We start from the raw sequence: 16,508 nt of genomic DNA, 5'->3' as shown, positions 1-16,508 counted from the left end.
GAATACGGAGAGTGATGACGGAGAAGTCCACTCCGGGGAGGGGCGCTCCGCGGAGCACCCCGTTCAGACCGGAAAGCGGTGCTCGTTGCGGTCGATCTTGGCGCTCAGGGCGGCCAGGGGGTCGACGCCGAGCACCTCGCACAACTGGAGGAGGTACGCGAGCACATCGGCCACCTCGTCGCCGACGCGGTGTGCGGTGTCCGGGTCGTCCATGACGCGGGCCGACTCCTCCGGCGTCAGCCACTGGAAGATCTCCACCAGTTCGGAGGCCTCCACACTGAGCGCGGTGACGAGGTTCTTCGGGGTGTGGTAGGACTGCCAGTTCCGTGCCGCGGCGAACTCGGCGAGTCTGCGCTGGAGTCCGGCCACGTCGAGCGGGGCGAGCGGGGCGGCGGGGGCGGCCGGGGCGGTGGGGCGCGTCGGGTCGGGCGTGTCAGTCACGGTTCAGGTGTACCACCGTCACGCCGTCCACTCCCGCGGCCCAGGACGCGTCACTCACCGCCCCGACCAGCCGGATGTGCCCCCGCTCGCACATCCGCGCCGCCAGCCGCAGCAGTTCCGCGCGCTGGAGCGGGTCCATGCCCCGGTCGAGCCCGTCGGCGAGCACGGTGAGGGTCTGCAGCGCGGCCGGGACCTCGCCGGACGCGTCGACCTCCAGCACGCCGGGCCCCGTGAGCAGCACCAGCGCGAGCGCGACGTACCGCAGCTCGCCCTCGCCCAGGCGTCCGAGCGCGGTACGGGTTCCGTCGCCCCGGTCGAGCAGGGCGCGGACCAGGCCGTCGCCGCACGGCTCGGCGAGCAGGCCGGTGACCGGCCCGGCGCATCCGGCGCGTACGGCGGACACCAGGAGCCCGTACCGGATCGCGCACTCGGTGTGGGTGCGCCACAGCACGTCGGCGACGTTGCCACAGTCGCCGAGCAGCCGCCCGGTGCCGGTCGGCACGGCGTCGCGCATGCCGTCGGGCCGGGGGTCGCAGGCGAAGACCGAGCGCAGGGCGACCACCATCTGCTCGGCGGCGGCCAGCACCCTGCGCTCGCCGGGCGTCCGGCCTGCGACGCGCAGTGGCAGCAGCGCGGTGCCCAGCCGGTCGTCGGGCAGCGGACCGCGGGTGACCGGGGCGGTCCCGGCAGTGTGCCACGCGGCTTGCACGGTGCGGCCCCGGGGGTCGCGCAGCGCGGACTCCAGCAGGACCGTCCCGTCCGCCGTCAGCCGCTCCCCCGCGATCCGCAGCGTGGGTTCGGCCTGCACGGCGACCTCGAGCCGGACCGGACCCTCGGGGCCGTCGGCGGTGCAGCCGATGCGGAAACCCCGGCGGCCCTGTGCGTCGGCGCGGGCCCGTTCCGGCACGCACGCGTCCGGTGCGGGGAACGCCTCGCCGAGCTCGGCCCCGCCACCGAGCCGGGCGAGTGCCTCGTAGGCCCGCAGGGCGCTGGTCTTGCCGCTGCCGCTGGCCCCGGCCAGCAGGGTGAGGGGCCCGAGCGGAAGCCCGGTGTTGCGGTGCCCGGCGAAGGCGGACAGCAGCAGCTCGGTGATGTGCGGCCGGTCGGGGCACCGGCGCCCCCGGGCGCCTCCCTCCCCGGAGGAGGCTCCGGGGGACGGGACACCGGGCAGGGGGGAGAACAGGGAGGCGGGAGACGGGGAGGACAGGGCCGGCGGCGACCGGTGAGGCAGGGTCATGTGCGGGACGCTAGAGCTCCGGAGCGGGGTGAACCGTTCCGCTTGTGCGCGCTTCCCACGATCGGGCGAAACGCCCGTCCCGCCCGTTCACTCCCCCGTGCCGGCCCGGCTAACCGTTCCCGGGGATCCCCATCCCCTGCATCAGACCGGTCACTTCGGTGTCGGCCGGGGTCAGCAGGAAGACGTTGCGGTCGACGCGGTGCATGCCGCTGCCCAGGCCGAAGACGACACCGGTGCTGAAGTCCAGTATCCGCTTGGCGACGTCGCCCTCCGCACTGGTGAGGTCGAGGAGGACCGGTATCCCGGACATCAGCGTCTCCGCGACGTCGCGGGCGTCCGCGAACACGTTCACCCTCAGGACCACGAGGCGGCGTCGCGCCTCGGCCTCGGCCTCGGGGACGGAACGGTGGCCCACCGAGGACGGCCAGGCGTCGTGGCCCCGCAGCGGAACGACCTGGGCGAGTCCTTCCCACTGTTCGTCGGTGACATCGTGGCTGTTCACCGGCATGCTCCGTCCTGGGTGGTGCTGACTGTCTGCATCGGGCAATTCTTACGCATGGTCACCCGTTCGGCCCAACAGCGACACCCTCCGCCAACTCGGAACGCCCGAGTCCGGCACTTCTGCCCCGGGGCCGGGTCCGCTAACTTCTACGCTGCTGTAGATACTGGTTGTGCACACGCGCACCCGATCCGAACACCTGGAGTACGCATGGCCCTGTGGGACCGCATCAAGGAGTCCGCGTCGCAGATGCAGACCCAGCTCGAAACGAAGAAGAACGATCTCAGGAGCGGCGCCTTCCGTGACGCGAGCATGGCCATGTGCGCCCTGGTCGCCGCCGCCGACGGGTCCGTCGACCCCTCCGAGCGGCAGCGGGTGGCCCAGCTCATCTCCACCAACGACGTCCTGCGGAACTTTCCCGCGGACGATCTGCGCCGCCGCTTCGAGGAGAACCTCGACAGGCTGGTCGCGGACTTCGCCTTCGGCAAGGTGAGCGTGTTGCAGGAGATCGCCAAGGCGAAGAAGAAGCCTGCCGAGGCACGGGCCGTGATCCAGATCGGCATCGTGATCGGCGGAGCGGACGGCGACTTCGACCAGAACGAGCAGGCGGTCGTCCGGGAGGCGTGTTTCGCCCTGGGGCTGCCGCCGCACGAGTTCGACCTCTGAGACGCACCGGCGCACCGCACCGCCGAGCCGCGGGCCGGACCGCACCCGCAGGGGTGCGGTCCGGCCCGGTCCGGGAACATGTCCCCTGTCCGAATCGTTGGATCGCAGACAGATCCAGTCCGGCCGGCCGGCGCACCGGCCACCCGGTACATCCACGAGGAGTCATGCACGTGTCCGCCAGATCGACGGACCCCCCGGGGCACAGTCCCCGACCATCCCGTCACGCACCTGTTGAGACCGGCACCCGGCGGGGTGGTGTTCGATGAGTGCCGTAGAGGCCTTCCTGGGCCTGCTCGCCGTGTTCGTGCTCACCGCCGGCACCGGTTACTTCGTGGCCCAGGAGTTCGCCTACGTCTCTGTGGACCGGCTCGCGCTCGCGCGTGAGGCCGAGGCCGGGGACCGCAGGGCCGCCCGCGCGCTGAAGGTGCTGGAGCGGCTGTCCTTCATGCTGTCGGGCGCCCAGCTCGGCATCACCGTGACCGGTCTGGTCGTCGGTTTCATCGCCGAGCCGTCGGTGTCCGCGCTGCTCAGACCGGCGCTGTCCGGCCTCGGACTGCCGGACGCGGCCGTGAGCGGCACCTCGGTGGTGCTCGCGTTCGTGCTGGCCACGATCGTCCAGATGGTGCTCGGTGAGCTGGCCCCGAAGAACCTCGCCATCGCGGTGCCCGAACGGCTGGCGAAGGCGCTGGCCGGCTCGACCCTGGCGTACCTGAAGGTCGTCGGACCGCTGGTGCGGATCTTCGACAACGCCGCGTCCCACCTGCTGCGCCGCATCGGCATCGAGCCGGTCGAGGAGCTGCACCACGGTGCCACGCTGGAGGAGCTCGGTCATCTGATCGGCGAGTCCCACGAGAACGGGACGCTGCCCGAGGACAGAGCCACCCTGCTGGACCACGCGCTGGAGTTCTCCGAGCGGACCCTGCACGCGGTGATGGTGCCGCGCGCGGACGCCGTCTTCGTCCGCGGGGAGGCGAGCGCCGGCGAGGCGGTCGGTCTGATCGCGGCACACGGCCACTCCAACTACCCCGTGCTCGGCGATCACCCCGACGACGTCGCGGGGGTACTGGGCGTGCGCGAACTGATGGCGGTGCCCGCCGACCGGATGGCCGGTCTCACCGCCGGCCGGATGGCCAGGCAACCCCTGCTGCTGCCGGACACGCTTCCGCTGCCGGACGCGGTCGCACGGATGCGCGAGCAGGAGGACGAGTTCGCGGTCGTCCTCGACGAGCACGGCGGTGTGGCCGGCATCGTCACCTACGAGGACATCGCCGAGGAACTGGTCGGTGACATCGCCGACGAGTCCGACAAGGTCTCCGAACTGGCGGTCGCCGACGGCGACGGCTGGCTCGTGGACGCGGGCCGCCGGCTGGACGAGGTGGCCGGGGCCACCGGCGTCCAGCTGCCCGAGGGGGACGACTACGAGACGGTGGCCGGCCTGGTGGTGGACCGGCTGGGCCGTTTCCCCACCGTGGGTGACCGGGTCACCGTCGAGCTGCCCGGGGACGGCCGCGCGGTGATCGACGTACGCACCCTGGACCGGCATGTCGCCGAGCGGGTGCGGGTCACCCGGATCGCGCCGCCGGTGCAGGACGACCTGGAGAAGACGGAGGAGCCCGCATGAGTTTCCCGATGGCTCTCTTCGTGACCGTGCTGCTGCTGGTCGGCAGCGGGTTCTTCGTGGCGGCCGAGTTCGCGCTGGTCGCCGCCAAACGGCACCGCATGGAGAAGGCGGCGTCCGAGGGGCGGCGCGGCGCCGGTGCCGCGCTGGCCGGCATGCGCGAGCTGTCGCTCATGCTGGCCGGTGCCCAGCTGGGCATCACGGTGTGCACGCTGGGCCTGGGCTCGGTGTCCAAGCCCGCGATCTCGCACGAGCTGGACCCGCTGCTGCACGCCCTGGGTCTGCCCAGCGCGGTCAGCTACGGGGTGGCGTTCGCCGTCGCGATGATGCTGGTGGTGTTCCTGCACATGGTGGTGGGCGAGATGGCGCCCAAGTCGTGGGCGATCGCCCACCCGGAGCGTTCCGCGATGCTGCTCGCCCCGTCGTTCCGGGCGGTGGTGAAGGTCGTCCGGCCGCTGATCCACGTGCTGAACGTGGTGAGCAACGCGCTGGTACGGATGTGCCGGGTGAGCCCGCGCGACGAGCTGGCGTCGGTCCACGACCGTGAGCAGCTCACCCACCTGGTGGTGGAGTCGGAGCGGCTCGGCCTGATCAGCAAGACGGACTCGCAGCTGCTGACCCGTTCGCTGACCGAGCCCGACACCCCGGTCGGTGCCCTGCGGATCCCGGCCGAGGAGATCGACTCGGTGCAGGGTGACGCGGGCGTCGACGAGGTGCTGCGGGTGGCCACCGCGTACGACCGGACCCGGCTGCTCGTCCGTGACGGCGGCACCGTCCTCGGCGCCGTCCACGCGCGGGACGTGCTGGTCGCCCGCGCCCGGGGCCGGGCCACGAGCGCCCGCGAGCTGGCCCGCCCGGTGCCCGAACTGACGGACACCACGACGGTCGCCGACGCGATCGACGTGCTGCGCCGCCGCCGGGGCACACTGGCGGTCGTGCGGGACGACTCGGGCCGGCTGACCGGCATGGTCACGCTGGACGACCTGCTGGCCCGGCTGATGCTGCCGGCCGGGGGCTGACCCGCCGGCACCACGGGGACGACGAAGGCCGGCCGGTCCGCGCGCTGCGGGCCGGCCGGCCTTCGTCCGGGGCCGTCGTCAGTCCGTGAACCGGCCGGCCGCTCACGGAGTCCCGCGGCGACGATGCCGGAGGTCTCGGGCCGTGCCCCGAGGCCCCGCTCCGGTGTGAGAAGGTCGAGCGCGTGATCGAGTCCTGGGCCCTCTGCGACGGCACCGGGCCGACCTCACCGGCAGCGGCGGTCGAGGCGCTGCGGGAACGGATCAGCGCCGGGCGACTCGATGCATGGCTGACCAGTTCGTCCGGCCGGTCGCCGGCCTTCATCAGCAACACCGAGCGGGCCATGGTCGTACTGCCGGACGGCGAGGACGACCCCGGCGAACACGCGGTGGATCCGGGTGCGAGCGGCTCCGGCAAGGGCTTCGTCCTGGCGAACGGGCAACACGACGAGTATCCCGACGAGGACACGCTGCCCCTGGCAAAGGCACTCCAGGTCGTCCAGCACATCCTGACCACGGGTGCCCCGCCGCCTCGTGCTGCGTGGTCCGTCGACCGCTGAACCGCGGCAGCACCCGGGGAACTGTGTGAACCCCCGGGTGGGGGATCACGTGACGGAAGCCTCCCCGCGGGTCAGCCCGCGACGACCACCTCGGCGGCCGCGACCCCGCACACGCGCGCCGCCCCGTGCGTGGCGACGTACAGCGCGCCACGCGGTGCGGACTGCGGCACGCCCATCTCCACGACCACGGTGTCCGGCCCGGCCGCGAGCAGGGTGTCCAGGGCCGTACGCATCCACGCGTGCCGGTGCTCGTCGCGGACCACGGCGACCACGCGCCGGCCGGCCGCGGCCTCGAGCGCCCGCGCTCCGGCGTCGGGGCCGGTGAAGGAGCCGGTGGCGGTGCCCGGGAGCAGCCGCTCCAGTTCCGGGCCGACGCCCCAGGGGGTCTCGTCGCCGACGGCGATGTTGGCGGCGGGGTGGAAGGTCGCCACGTACACCGGTCCGGTGACCGGTGGTGCGGCGGGCCCGGTGCGGGTGACGGTCACCGCGCGGCGGGCCGCCGTGAGCCCGATCTCCGGCTCGCGGCCGTCCCCGGGGCCCGGGGAGCGCCGCGCCCCGGCGGTCCAGTCGGCCAGGGCGCGGACCCGGGCGGCGGCGTCGACGAGCCGCTCCTCGGGGAGTTCGCCCGAACGGACGGCGGCGACGAGCGCGTCCGTCAGGCTCTGCACCGTGCCCTCGTCGCACAGCCCGCCGCCCACGCAGATCGCGTCGGCGCCGGCCGCGATGGCCAGGACGACCCCGTGTTCGAGGCCGTAGGTGCCGGAGACGGCGCGCATCTCCATGCCGTCGGTGACGATCAGGCCCTGGTAGCCGAGTTCGCCGCGCAGCAGGTCGGTGAGGATGCGGCGGGAGAGGGTGGCGGGGCGGTCCGGGTCGAGGACGGGGACGCGGATGTGGGCGCTCATGACGGCGCGGGTGCCGGCCTCGATCGCGGCCCGGAACGGCTGGAGTTCGCGTTCGTGGAGCGTGGTGGTGTCGAGGTCGATGTGCGGGACGGCGTGGTGGGAGTCGACGCTGGTGTCGCCGTGGCCGGGGAAGTGCTTGGTGCAGGCGGCGACGCCGGTGGACTGCAGGCCCTCGACCCAGGCGGCGGTGTGCCGGGCGACCAGGTCGGTCTCGCTGCCGAAGGAGCGGACGCCGATGACCGGGTTGTCGGGGTTGGCGTTGACGTCGGCGGAGGGCGCCCAGTTGAAGTTGACACCGCACTCGGCGAGCCGGCGGCCCAGTTCGCGGGCGACGCCGCGGGTGAGAGCGGTGTCGTCGACGGCGCCGAGGGCGTGGTTGCCGGGGAAGGAGGATCCGGTGCGGACCTCGAGCCGGGTGACGTCGCCGCTCTCCTCGTCGATGGCGACGAGGAGGTCGTCCCGTTCGGCCCGCAACTGGGCGGTGAGGGCGGCGACCTGCTCGGCGGTGGCGACGTTGCGTCCGAAGAGGGCGACGGAGGCGAGCCCTTCGGACAGCCGGCGGCGCACCCAGTCGGGCGCGGTGGTGCCGGCGAAGCCCGGTTGGAGCACGGCGAGGGCGTCGCGGGTGAGGGTGCCGGTGGTGGATGTCGTCATCGGGTGGCGTTATCCCTTCACTGCGCCCGCGGTCAGGCCGCTGACGGCCCTGCGTTGCAGGAAGACGAAGAGGATCAGGATGGGGACGGCGAAGAGCGACGAGGCGGCCATGGTCGCGCCCCAGTCGTTGCCGAACTGGGTCTGGAAGCTGGAGAGCCACAGGGGCAGGGTCTGTGCTTCGACGTCCTTGTTGAGCACCAGGACCAGCGCGAACTCGTTCCACGCGGTGATGAAGCCGAACAGCGATGTGGACATCAGGCCCGGCGCGAGGAGCGGCAGGATGACCCGGCGGAACGCCTGGGCGCGGGTGCAGCCGTCGACCATCGCGGACTCCTCCAGCTCCTTCGGCACGGCGGCGACGAAGCCGCGCAGCGTCAGGAGGGTGAAGGGGAGGATCATCATCATGTAGAAGAGCGTCAGCGGAACGAGGCTGTTCAGCATCGACGCATCCCGCACGATCATGTACATCGCGATGATCATGACTTCCCACGGCGCCATCTGGGCCAGCATGAAACCGATGACGAAGCCGCGCCGCCCCTTGAACCGCATCCGCGCCAGGGCGAAGGAGCCTGCCAGTGCGATGATCAGCGAGAAGAGGACGGCCAGGACGGTGACGGTCAGCGAGTTGCGGACGTAGGTCCAGAAGTGGTCGACGCCGGTCGCGGTCCTGAAGTGCTGAAAGGTGACGTCGGTCGGGAACCAGACCGGGTTCTCCGAGATGATGTCGCCGGTGGGCTTGAAGGCCGTGGCGAACATCCAGTACACGGGAAAGACGAAGCCGATGAACAGGACGACGGCCGTGACATTGGGCCACAGACGGGCCAGGAGCGAGCGTCTCACAGCTCGTCCTCCTCTTGCTTGAGCACGATCCTGAGGTGGTAGGCGGTCAGGCCGAGCAGGATCAGGATGGTCAGGACGGCGATCGCCGCGCCCATGCCGTAGTGCTGGTTGCCCATGCCCTCGACGTAGGCGTAAACGGGCAGGATCTCGGTGAGCCGGTCGGGGCCTCCGCCGTTGAAGAGGAAGACCTGGACGAACGCCTTGAACACCCAGATGATCTCCAGGAAGGTCGTCGCGTAGAGGAACGGCCGCAGAAACGGCACGGTGACCGTGGCGAAGCTCCGCCATGCGCCGGCGCCGTCGAGGGAAGCGGCCTCGTAGAGCTCGCCCGGGATGGTCGTGGTCGCCGCGTAGAGGTTGATCGCGACGAACGGGATGGACATCCACACGATCAGCACGGTGACGACGAAGAACGTCGACATCTGGCTGCTGGTCCAGCTGTAGTCGGCCATGGAGTGCCAGCCGAGTTTGTCCAGGACCCAGTTGACGACGCCGAAGCGCTGGGCGAACAGCCACTGGTAGACGGTGGTGGCGGCCACGATCGGCATGGCCCAGGCCAGCACCAGGCCGATCAGCAGGGTGAACCGCATCTTCCTGCCGAGGCGGGCGAGCAGCAGGCCGACCAGAGTGCCCAGGACCATGACGAGGACGACGTTGACCGCCGTGAAGAGGACCGAGCGGAGGGTGACCCGCCAGAAGTCCTCGCTGGTGAGGGTCTCCTTGTAGTTGTCGAGCCCGTTCCACTCGGTGACGTGCTGGATCAGCTGCCCCATGTTGAGGTTCTGGAAGGACAGCAGGACGTCCTTCAGCAGCGGCCAGCCGAGCAGCAGCACGGTGGCCGCGCAGGCGGGCAGCAGCAGCAGGTACGGGGCGAGCGCGCCGGCACGCGACGCGGCTCTCGGTGAGGGCCTGCCGGTCCCCCCGTGGTCCGCCTTGCGGGCGTCCGCCGGGCCGGAGGGCGGCCGTTCGGTCTGCACGGTCATGCTCGCGATCTCTCTTCTCGGCCTGTTCAACGCCGGGGGCGGGGGCCGTCCGTACGGCCGGCCCCCGCTCCGGTGGGAGCGCCCGCGCTTCTACTGCTGCTGCGCCAGGCGCTTGTTGAACTCGTCCTCGACCTGCTTCGCGGCCTCGGCCGGGGACTTGCCGTTCAGGACGGCCGTCATGTACGTCTTGATCGGGTTGGGTGCGTTCTCGACCGCGGCCCACTCCGGGATCAGCGGGGTGGTGCCGCCGACGGCGGCGGCCGGCGCGGCGGCCTCGGCGGGTGCGTTGCCCTTCAGGTTGCTCTGCAGCGACTCCTTGTTGGGGATGACGCCGTTGAGCTTGGCCAGTTGTCCCTCGTACTTGTCGGAGAGGGCCAGCTTCAGGAACTCCTGGGCGAGTTCCTGCTTCTCGCTGCCCGCGGCGACGGCGAGGTTGGAGCCGCCGAGGAAGACACCCTCGGGCTGCCCGGCCGCGGTGCCCGGGATGGTGAAGTAGCCGATGTCCTTCTCGATCTCGGGGTTGGCCTCGATGGCGATGCCGGCTTCCCAGCCCATGCCGATGAACGCGCCGACGTCGCCCTTGGCGAAGACCTCACCCTGCTGCGGGGTGGCCTCGTCCTTGTCCTTGGGCGCCTTGGACAGCGCCTGGAACTTCTTGTACGTCTCCATGGCGGCGGCGACCTTCGGGTCGTCGAGGTTGGAGACGTGTTTGTCGCCGTCCTTCCTGACGAGTTCGCCGCCCTCACCGATCACCAGGCCGACGAAGTGGTACCAGTTCTGGCCGGGCAGGTAGATCGGCTCCGCGTCGGTCTTGTCACCGATCGTCTTGAGCGCGTCGTAGAACTCGTCGCGGGTCTTGGGCGTGTCCTCGATGCCCGCGTCGGCCCAGACCTTCTTGTTGTAGAGGACCACGCGGTTGGCGAAGTACCAGGGCGCCGCGTACTGCTTGCCGTCGAAGACGGACGACTCGTTGAGGGACTCGGTCCAGTCCGCGCCGATCTCCGACTTCAGACCGGTGAGGTCGGCGAGGCCACCGGTCTTGGCGTACGCCGGGGTCTGCGTGTTGCCGATCTCGAAGACGTCGGGCGGATTCTCCTCGGACAGGGCGGTGGTCAGCTTCTGCTGGATGCCGTTCCACTGCTGCACCTCGAAGGCGACCTTCGCCTTGGTCCTGGTCTCGAACTCCTTGGCGAGGTCCTTCTGCCACGCGCCGGGCGAGGAGCCGTCCATCACCCACACGGTGAGCGTCTGCCCCTCGAAGCCGTCCGCCCCGGTGTTCTTCCCGTCGCCGTCGCCTCCCCCGCACGCAGCGGCGGAGAACACCATGCCCGCGACCCCGATCGCGGCTATCAGCTTGCGCTTCACGCGCCACCCCTCCTCAGGAATGCCTTCCACACCCACGCCCTCGGCGGTGACCCTCGCAGCGGCGCAGCACTCGGCGGGCTGGGACCCGGCTTCCGTAAATGGTTTAGACCAGCAAGGGGAGCTTGGCCTAGACCTATGGCCCTGTCAAGGGTCGCGCACCCGATCCCCAAGGCCGCTGTCGGCACCTCTCACGGAGCTCGGAACCCCCCGCGAACAGGGCCGCGCCGACCGTTGGACTAGACCAAAAGAAGGCGTGCGGTTATAACGGGACCGCCGAGCGTGCGGCGCCGAACCCGGCCGTCCGCCGACGTGCACCGCGGCCGGCCCCTGCCGTCCGCGCCGCCGGACCCCGCACCCGGAAGGCAGGTCATGAGCACGGACCTCAGCAGCGCCCAGGCCGAGACACAGGCACCGGGCCCCACCGGCCGCGTCCCGAAGTACTACCGCATCAAGCAGCGCTTACTGGGGATGACCGAGGCGCGCCCACCGGGCTCGCCGATGCCGGCCGAGCGCTTCCTCGCCCTCGAGTTCCGCACCTCGCGCACCACCGTGCGCAAGGCCCTCCAGGAGCTGGTGAGCGAGGGCCGGCTGGTCCGCATCCAGGGCAAGGGCACCTTCGTCGCCCACCCCAGGATCTACCGCACCCTCCAGCTGACCTCGTACACCGAGGACATGCGCAACCAGGGGCTCACCCCCGCCTCCCGGGTCCTGGACATCGACTGCACGGCGGCCGGCGAGGAGCTGGCGGCGCTGCTCGAGGTGGAGCCCGGCGAGAAGGTGCTGCGCCTCGAGCGGCTGCGACTGGCCGGGGGCGATCCGATGGCGATCGAGGCGACCCACCTGTCGGCGCGCCGCTTTCCCGGCCTGCGCCGGCACCTGGCCCGCCGCGCCTCGCTCTACACCACGCTCACCGAGGTCTACGGCGTACGCCTGGCGGAGGCCGACGAGACCATCGAGACCTCCCCCGCCACCCCGCGGGAGGCCGGACTCCTCCATACGGACGTGGGCATGCCGATGCTGCGGCTGTCCCGCCACTCACGGGACGAGCGGGGAAAACCGGTCGAGTGGGTCCGCGCGGTGTACCGGGGTTCGCGCTACCGGTTCACGGCGACCCTCACACCCCCCACCGTCCGAGGATCCCGGTCCGGTCCCCCGGCGTCCTCACGTCCGGACTTCCCTTGACACACCCCCGGCGGTGGCCCGGTCAGGGCTCCCGGGGCGGTGCGCCGCCGGGTGCCGTGATGCGGGCGATCGCCTCGAGGGTCAGGGGGCGGTCGTGGGGTTCCCTGGAGAGGGCGAGGTGGAGGGTCAGCCCTTCGATGAGGGCGTCGAGCTGGCGGGCGGTGTCCGGGTCGAAGTACTTCTCGAGGTGGACCCGGCTGCGGCGCATCCACTCGTGGGTGAGTTCCCGGTAGGCGGGCCGGCGGGCGGCGAGGGCGTACAGCTCCTGGGTGAGCACGAGGTCGCGCGTGCTGTCCTCGGACAGGGCGCGGATGAGGTCGGCCACGGCCTCCCGGGCCTCCTCGGGGCCGGACGGTGTCGCGAGATGGGTGTCGAAGATCGCGACCACATGGCCGGTGAACTCGCTGAACGCCTCCCTGAGCAGCTCGTCCATCCCGCCGAAGTGGTACGTCATCGACCCCAGCGGCACCCCGGCGCGCCGGGCGATCTTGCGGTGCGAGACCGCCGCGAGCCCTTCCTCGGCGATGAGGTCGAGGGTGGCGGCGATGATGCGTTCGCGGCGCCGCGGGTCGGTGTGTCCGGTGGCCACGGGAGCCTCAGATGCCGCGGACCGGGCGGGCGGGGCTGCCGACGGCGACCACGTTCGCCGGTACGTCCTTGGTGACGACCGCACCGGCGCCGATCACGGAGTTGTCCCCGACTCCCACCCCGGCCAGGACGATGGCGCCGCCGCCGATCCAGACGTTGTCGCCGATGGTGATCGGCTGCGCGGCCTCCAGCTTGTCGCGCCGGGGCCCGGGTTCCACGGGGTGTGTGGGGGTGAGGAGTTGGACGCCCGGGCCGATCTGGCAGTCCTCGCCGATGACGATGGCCGCGACGTCGAGCGCGGTCAGGTTGTAGTTGACGAAGGTGCGGGCCCCGATGGTGATGTTGCTGCCGTAGTCGACGTACAGGGGCGGGCGCACATGTGCCCCCTCGCCGACGGAGCCGAGCAGTTCGGCGAGGACCGACTGCGCCGCGACGGCGTCCTCGACGAAGGCTGCCTGGAAGCGGGCGGCCAGGCGTACGGCCTCCTGCTGCCGGCGGGCGATCTCGGGATCGTCGGCGATGCAGGGGTCGCCCGCCCGCATCCGTTCCAGGTTCGTACGGGGGTCCTGTGCGAAGTGGTCCGTCGCCATGGGGTGACGGTACACCGTGGAGCGTACGACCGTACACTCCGTACACCCGGCCGATGCTGCGGCGCTCTTCTACCTTTCGCCGTCTGCCGGTTGGCGCTTCGGGGACCCCAGCACCCCGGCGAGGACGACCACGAGCGCGCCCGCGAGGGGCACCATCAGCAGGCCGAGACGCAGGCCGGCCTCGTCGGCGACGAGCCCGACGACCGGCGGGGAGAGCAGGAAGCCGAGCCGCATCAGCCAGGAGACGATCGTCAGGCCCGATCCGGCCTTGAGGCCGGGCAGTTCGTCGGCCTCGTGCATCGCGGCGGGTACGAGGGTCGCCACGCCGAACCCGGCCGCGGCGAAGCCGAGGACGGTGCCGGGCACCGTGGGCACGGCCAGCGCCAGGCCCATGCCGGCCGCGGCGACGAAGCCTCCGGCGCGGGCGACGGCGCGCCGGCCGAACCGGTCGACGAGCCGGTCGCCGAGGATCCGGCCGATGAACTGGGCCCCGACCAGGGCGATGAAGCCGGACGCCGCCAGCGCCGCCGACGCGTTCAGCGAGTCGGAGAGGTAGAGCGCGGCCCAGGAGTTGCCCGCGTCCTCGACGAGGGTGCCGGCGGTGGCGATGAGGACGAGCGCGGCCAGTACGTACCGCGTGCGCGAGGTCAGCCCGGGACGGCCTCCCCCTGCGGGTTCCTTCTCCCGGAGCCCTCCCTTCGCCTCCGCCTCCTCGGCCGGCCCGGTGTCGGGCCCCGGCAGGCAGAACCGCAGGGCGAGACAGGCGGCGGCGCCGAAGACCAGACCCGAGATCAGCAGGTGCGTCCCGAGCGGGAGACCGAGCGCGAGGGCGCCGGCGGCCATGGCTCCGCCGGTGACGGCCCCGATGGACCAGACGGCGTGGAAGGAGTTGATGATGGAGCGCCCGTAGCGGCGCTGCACCCGCAGCCCGTGGGCGTTCTGCGCGACGTCGGTGAACGCGTCCATCGCGCCGGCCAGGAACAGCGCGACCGCGAACAGCGTCACCGACTGCGCCAGTCCGGCGACGAGGATCCCGGCCGCGGTCAGCAGGGTGCTCGCCACCGCGGCACGCGCCGAGCCCAGCCGGCGGACGACGACCCCCGCCCCCAGCCCGGCCACGACGGCCCCCGCCGGGAACGCGGCGACGGCCAGCCCGTAGGCGGCGTTGCCGATCCCGAGATCCGCCTTGATCTGCGGATAGCGCGGCAGAAGGTTCGCGAACAGGGCGCCGTTGGTGAAGAAGAGCACGGCGACGGCCGTACGGGCCTGCCGCTCGGCCGCGCCCGGCCGGCGCAGTACGTCAGTGGTCATACGCCGGACCCTATCCGCAGAGCGTACGAACGTACACTCCCTTTTCCGGCGGTACGGCCGACGCCCGGCCCCGGGTCCCGGACGGGACCGGAGCCGGGCGCGTGAGCCCTTCGGGGCGTTCCTAGCCGTTGTAGGTCTCGAACTCGGCGACCCTCGGAGTGCCGTCGGAGCTGGTGATCTCGAAGGTGACCTTGCGCAGTGAGGTCTGCGGGAAGGAGATGACGCCCGCTCCGCTGCCGGAGGTCAGGACGGCTCCGGTGTCGTGGTTGAGGACCCTCCAGTTCCGGATGGCCCCCTCGGAGCCCGCCGCCTCCCGGATGTTGATCTTCGACACCGAGGTGGCGGACGGCCACTTGACCGAGACGGAACCGGTCGAACCGCTCGGCGACCAGTAACTGCCCGTGTTGCCGTCGATCACGTTGCCGTAGCTCGTACCACTGGCCTTGCTGGAGCCGTCGGCGCCGGCGCCGAGGCTGAGGTTGGTCCCGGTGGGGGGATCAGTGGGGTCGGTGGGCGGGTCGGTCGGGTCGGTGGGCGGGTCGGTCGGGCCCGGGTTCTGCGGGGTGCAGTTGCCGTCCGAGACCCGGTTGCCCTTGTTGGCGCCGGCCGTCCGGTTCACCACGTCCGGTACGCAGTTCGCGTTGTCGAGGCGGTGGGAGTAGGGGATGGTGACCGAGGTGTTGGACGTCGGGTTCGGACCGGCGGGCTGCTTGTCGCCGCTGCGGCTGGACCAGGTCACGTTGTCGAAGATGTTGCCGCCGACCTGCCAGTAGCCGGCCTCGCTGGTGTAGAAGGTGCCGAGGACGTCCTTGGAGTCCTCGAAGTAGTTGTTGTCCACCTTCGCGCGCGCCCCGGCCCGGGAGTTGATGCCGGACTCGTGCAGGTCGACGTAGTGGTTGTTGTAGATGTGCGAGATGCCGCCGCGCAGCAGCGGGGTACGGGAGTCGATGTTCTCGTACTTGTTGTGGTGGAACGTGACGTAGCCGTTGGAGCGGTCGCTCTCGCTGGACCCGATGAGGCCACCGCGGCCGGAGTTGCGCAGGATGCTGTACGACAGGGTCACGTACTGGGTGTCGTTCTTCATGTCGAAGAGGCCGTCGTAGCCCTCCGACTCGCCGCCGGACGCCTCCAGCGTGGCGTGGTCGACCCAGACGTTGCGGACACCGCTCTCCATGCCGATGGCGTCACCGCCGTTGGAGGTGGGCGAGCCGGACTTCTTGACGTTCCGGACGGTCACGTTCTGGATGATGATGTTGCTGGCCTCCCTGATGTGGATGCCCAGCTGGTCGAAGACGGCACCGCTGCCGACACCGACGATCGAGACGTTGCTGATCTGCTTCAGCTCGATCTTGTCGGCGGCCGTGTTGCAGCTGCCGCCGGACACCTTGGTGGTGTTGCCGTGGTTGATGGTCCCCTGCACCTCGATGATGATCGGGGTGCTGCTGCTGGCCCGGTTGCACAGGGCCGCGTGGATCGCGGTGCCCGTGGTGGCGCGTACCGTCTGCCCGCCGGCGCCGCCGGTGGTACCGCCGTTCCGCGTGGCGTAGCCGGTGGCGCTGCCGGTGACGGCCGCCGACGCCGAGGACGTCGACACCACCAGCCCGGTCGCGGCCGCGAGGGCCGCCGTGGCCAGTGTCGCGCCGAGGCGCACTGCTGCTGATCTCTTCATCCGTGTCTCTCCCTGTTCGTCTGCACGTGCCGGGGGCGGACTGCATGGATGGACCGGGGCGACCGCGACGACCGACTTCACCCTCGCGAGCATGGTCATGGGCATGTCATATAGAGCGCGGTCGGATCCGCCGGACGTCTCTCCGGACGGCTCCGGCCGCACTCGGCCGTACCGTGATCACGCCCTGCGGGCGCCCCGGCCCCGCCCTGCTGCGGGTGCTGTTCTCCGAGGCGGTTCTTCGGCTCTTGCTCGGCTCTTGCTCGGCTTCGGTGCGACCGGACCGACCGCTGCCATGAGGGCCCGGCGGACATGTCGGCCGACGCCGGCCGCGGGATCACCGCGACCGTGCTCCCGCGCCGGACCAGTGGCGGCTCCTGCGCGAAG

Annotated in this window: 16 protein-coding genes; 5 read left to right on the top strand and 11 right to left on the bottom strand. The window is 71.4% G+C overall.

Annotated elements, in window-relative coordinates:
* Positions 1 to 63: 63 nt before the first annotated feature.
* The 3 genes from TU30_RS18310 to TU30_RS18300 form a co-directional block, all read right to left on the bottom strand.
* Positions 64 to 369 (bottom strand): nucleotide pyrophosphohydrolase, encoded by a 306-nt coding sequence (locus TU30_RS18310; RefSeq protein ID WP_042171452.1) that lies wholly within the window; start codon positions 367 to 369, stop codon positions 64 to 66.
* A 64-nt stretch (positions 370 to 433) separates the two neighbouring features.
* Complete coding sequence (locus TU30_RS18305; protein ID WP_042171317.1) at positions 434 to 1,678, bottom strand: hypothetical protein; 1,245 nt, start codon at positions 1,676 to 1,678, stop codon at positions 434 to 436.
* Between the two features lie 109 nt (positions 1,679 to 1,787).
* Positions 1,788 to 2,186: a cell division protein SepF gene (locus tag TU30_RS18300; RefSeq protein WP_042171316.1), complete on the bottom strand. Its 399-nt coding sequence runs from the start codon at positions 2,184 to 2,186 to the stop codon at positions 1,788 to 1,790.
* A 201-nt stretch (positions 2,187 to 2,387) separates the two neighbouring features.
* Between TU30_RS18300 and TU30_RS18295 the strand changes: the two genes are divergently transcribed.
* The 4 genes from TU30_RS18295 to TU30_RS18280 all read left to right on the top strand — a co-directional run bounded on the left by TU30_RS18295 (position 2,388) and on the right by TU30_RS18280 (position 6,037).
* Positions 2,388 to 2,843 carry a tellurite resistance TerB family protein gene (locus TU30_RS18295; protein WP_042171315.1) on the top strand — a complete coding sequence of 152 codons (456 nt, stop codon included), beginning with the start codon at positions 2,388 to 2,390 and terminating at the stop codon, positions 2,841 to 2,843.
* Positions 2,844 to 3,105: 262 nt separating this feature from the next.
* Complete coding sequence (locus TU30_RS18290) at positions 3,106 to 4,464, top strand: hemolysin family protein (RefSeq protein WP_042171314.1); 1,359 nt, start codon at positions 3,106 to 3,108, stop codon at positions 4,462 to 4,464.
* Complete coding sequence (locus TU30_RS18285; RefSeq protein ID WP_042171313.1) at positions 4,461 to 5,480, top strand: hemolysin family protein; 1,020 nt, start codon at positions 4,461 to 4,463, stop codon at positions 5,478 to 5,480. The genes TU30_RS18290 and TU30_RS18285 overlap by 4 nt, the downstream gene beginning before the upstream one ends.
* A 182-nt stretch (positions 5,481 to 5,662) precedes the next feature.
* Positions 5,663 to 6,037, top strand: a complete 375-nt coding sequence (locus TU30_RS18280) for a hypothetical protein (protein ID WP_042171312.1) — start codon at positions 5,663 to 5,665, stop codon at positions 6,035 to 6,037.
* 71 nt (positions 6,038 to 6,108) lie between these two features.
* On the opposite strand, the gene TU30_RS18275 is transcribed toward TU30_RS18280, so the two are convergent.
* The 4 genes from TU30_RS18275 to TU30_RS18260 form a co-directional block, all read right to left on the bottom strand.
* Positions 6,109 to 7,596 (bottom strand): glycoside hydrolase family 3 protein, encoded by a 1,488-nt coding sequence (locus TU30_RS18275; protein ID WP_042171310.1) that lies wholly within the window; start codon positions 7,594 to 7,596, stop codon positions 6,109 to 6,111.
* A 9-nt stretch (positions 7,597 to 7,605) separates the two neighbouring features.
* Positions 7,606 to 8,436 (bottom strand): carbohydrate ABC transporter permease, encoded by an 831-nt coding sequence (locus TU30_RS18270; RefSeq protein WP_042171308.1) that lies wholly within the window; start codon positions 8,434 to 8,436, stop codon positions 7,606 to 7,608.
* On the bottom strand, positions 8,433 to 9,419 hold the full coding sequence (locus tag TU30_RS18265; RefSeq protein WP_042171306.1) for a carbohydrate ABC transporter permease: 987 nt from the start codon (positions 9,417 to 9,419) through the stop codon (positions 8,433 to 8,435). Before TU30_RS18265 ends, TU30_RS18270 begins: the two co-directional genes overlap by 4 nt.
* A gap of 90 nt (positions 9,420 to 9,509) precedes the next feature.
* Positions 9,510 to 10,784, bottom strand: coding sequence for an extracellular solute-binding protein (locus tag TU30_RS18260; protein ID WP_042171304.1), 1,275 nt, complete (start codon positions 10,782 to 10,784; stop codon positions 9,510 to 9,512).
* Positions 10,785 to 11,153: 369 nt separating this feature from the next.
* Here TU30_RS18260 and TU30_RS18255 point away from each other — a divergent pair, with 369 nt between their 5' ends.
* The gene (locus TU30_RS18255) at positions 11,154 to 11,966 is read left to right on the top strand and encodes a GntR family transcriptional regulator (protein ID WP_042171302.1); all 813 of its coding nucleotides are present in this window, start codon (positions 11,154 to 11,156) and stop codon (positions 11,964 to 11,966) included.
* 22 nt (positions 11,967 to 11,988) lie between these two features.
* On the opposite strand, the gene TU30_RS18250 is transcribed toward TU30_RS18255, so the two are convergent.
* From TU30_RS18250 to TU30_RS18235, 4 genes are all read right to left on the bottom strand, one after another.
* The gene (locus tag TU30_RS18250; RefSeq protein WP_042171300.1) at positions 11,989 to 12,555 is read right to left on the bottom strand and encodes a TetR/AcrR family transcriptional regulator; all 567 of its coding nucleotides are present in this window, start codon (positions 12,553 to 12,555) and stop codon (positions 11,989 to 11,991) included.
* A 7-nt stretch (positions 12,556 to 12,562) separates the two neighbouring features.
* Positions 12,563 to 13,144 carry a sugar O-acetyltransferase gene (locus TU30_RS18245; RefSeq protein WP_042171298.1) on the bottom strand — a complete coding sequence of 194 codons (582 nt, stop codon included), beginning with the start codon at positions 13,142 to 13,144 and terminating at the stop codon, positions 12,563 to 12,565.
* Between the two features lie 69 nt (positions 13,145 to 13,213).
* The gene (locus TU30_RS18240; RefSeq protein ID WP_042171296.1) at positions 13,214 to 14,455 is read right to left on the bottom strand and encodes an MFS transporter; all 1,242 of its coding nucleotides are present in this window, start codon (positions 14,453 to 14,455) and stop codon (positions 13,214 to 13,216) included.
* A 121-nt stretch (positions 14,456 to 14,576) separates the two neighbouring features.
* The gene (locus TU30_RS18235; RefSeq protein ID WP_042171295.1) at positions 14,577 to 16,124 is read right to left on the bottom strand and encodes a polysaccharide lyase family 1 protein; all 1,548 of its coding nucleotides are present in this window, start codon (positions 16,122 to 16,124) and stop codon (positions 14,577 to 14,579) included.
* Positions 16,125 to 16,508 lie beyond the last annotated feature (384 nt).

This window comes from Streptomyces sp. NBRC 110035 (genome assembly GCF_000829695.1).
Classification (GTDB): domain Bacteria; phylum Actinomycetota; class Actinomycetes; order Streptomycetales; family Streptomycetaceae; genus Streptomyces.
This window is presented reverse-complemented; position numbering and strand designations above follow the sequence as displayed.

Bases quoted from the DNA above. Each gene is read 5' to 3' on its own strand.
- TU30_RS18305 (WP_042171317.1), bottom strand. From the start codon at position 1,678: ATGACCCTGCCTCACCGGTCGCCGCCGGCCCTGTCCTCCCCGTCTCCC.
- TU30_RS18300 (WP_042171316.1), bottom strand. From the start codon at position 2,186: ATGCCGGTGAACAGCCACGATGTCACCGACGAACAGTGGGAAGGACTC.
- TU30_RS18295 (WP_042171315.1), top strand. From the start codon at position 2,388: ATGGCCCTGTGGGACCGCATCAAGGAGTCCGCGTCGCAGATGCAGACC.
- TU30_RS18290 (WP_042171314.1), top strand. From the start codon at position 3,106: ATGAGTGCCGTAGAGGCCTTCCTGGGCCTGCTCGCCGTGTTCGTGCTC.
- TU30_RS18285 (WP_042171313.1), top strand. From the start codon at position 4,461: ATGAGTTTCCCGATGGCTCTCTTCGTGACCGTGCTGCTGCTGGTCGGC.
- TU30_RS18275 (WP_042171310.1), bottom strand. From the start codon at position 7,596: ATGACGACATCCACCACCGGCACCCTCACCCGCGACGCCCTCGCCGTG.
- TU30_RS18265 (WP_042171306.1), bottom strand. From the start codon at position 9,419: ATGACCGTGCAGACCGAACGGCCGCCCTCCGGCCCGGCGGACGCCCGC.
- TU30_RS18255 (WP_042171302.1), top strand. From the start codon at position 11,154: ATGAGCACGGACCTCAGCAGCGCCCAGGCCGAGACACAGGCACCGGGC.
- TU30_RS18245 (WP_042171298.1), bottom strand. From the start codon at position 13,144: ATGGCGACGGACCACTTCGCACAGGACCCCCGTACGAACCTGGAACGG.
- TU30_RS18240 (WP_042171296.1), bottom strand. From the start codon at position 14,455: ATGACCACTGACGTACTGCGCCGGCCGGGCGCGGCCGAGCGGCAGGCC.
- TU30_RS18235 (WP_042171295.1), bottom strand. From the start codon at position 16,124: ATGAAGAGATCAGCAGCAGTGCGCCTCGGCGCGACACTGGCCACGGCG.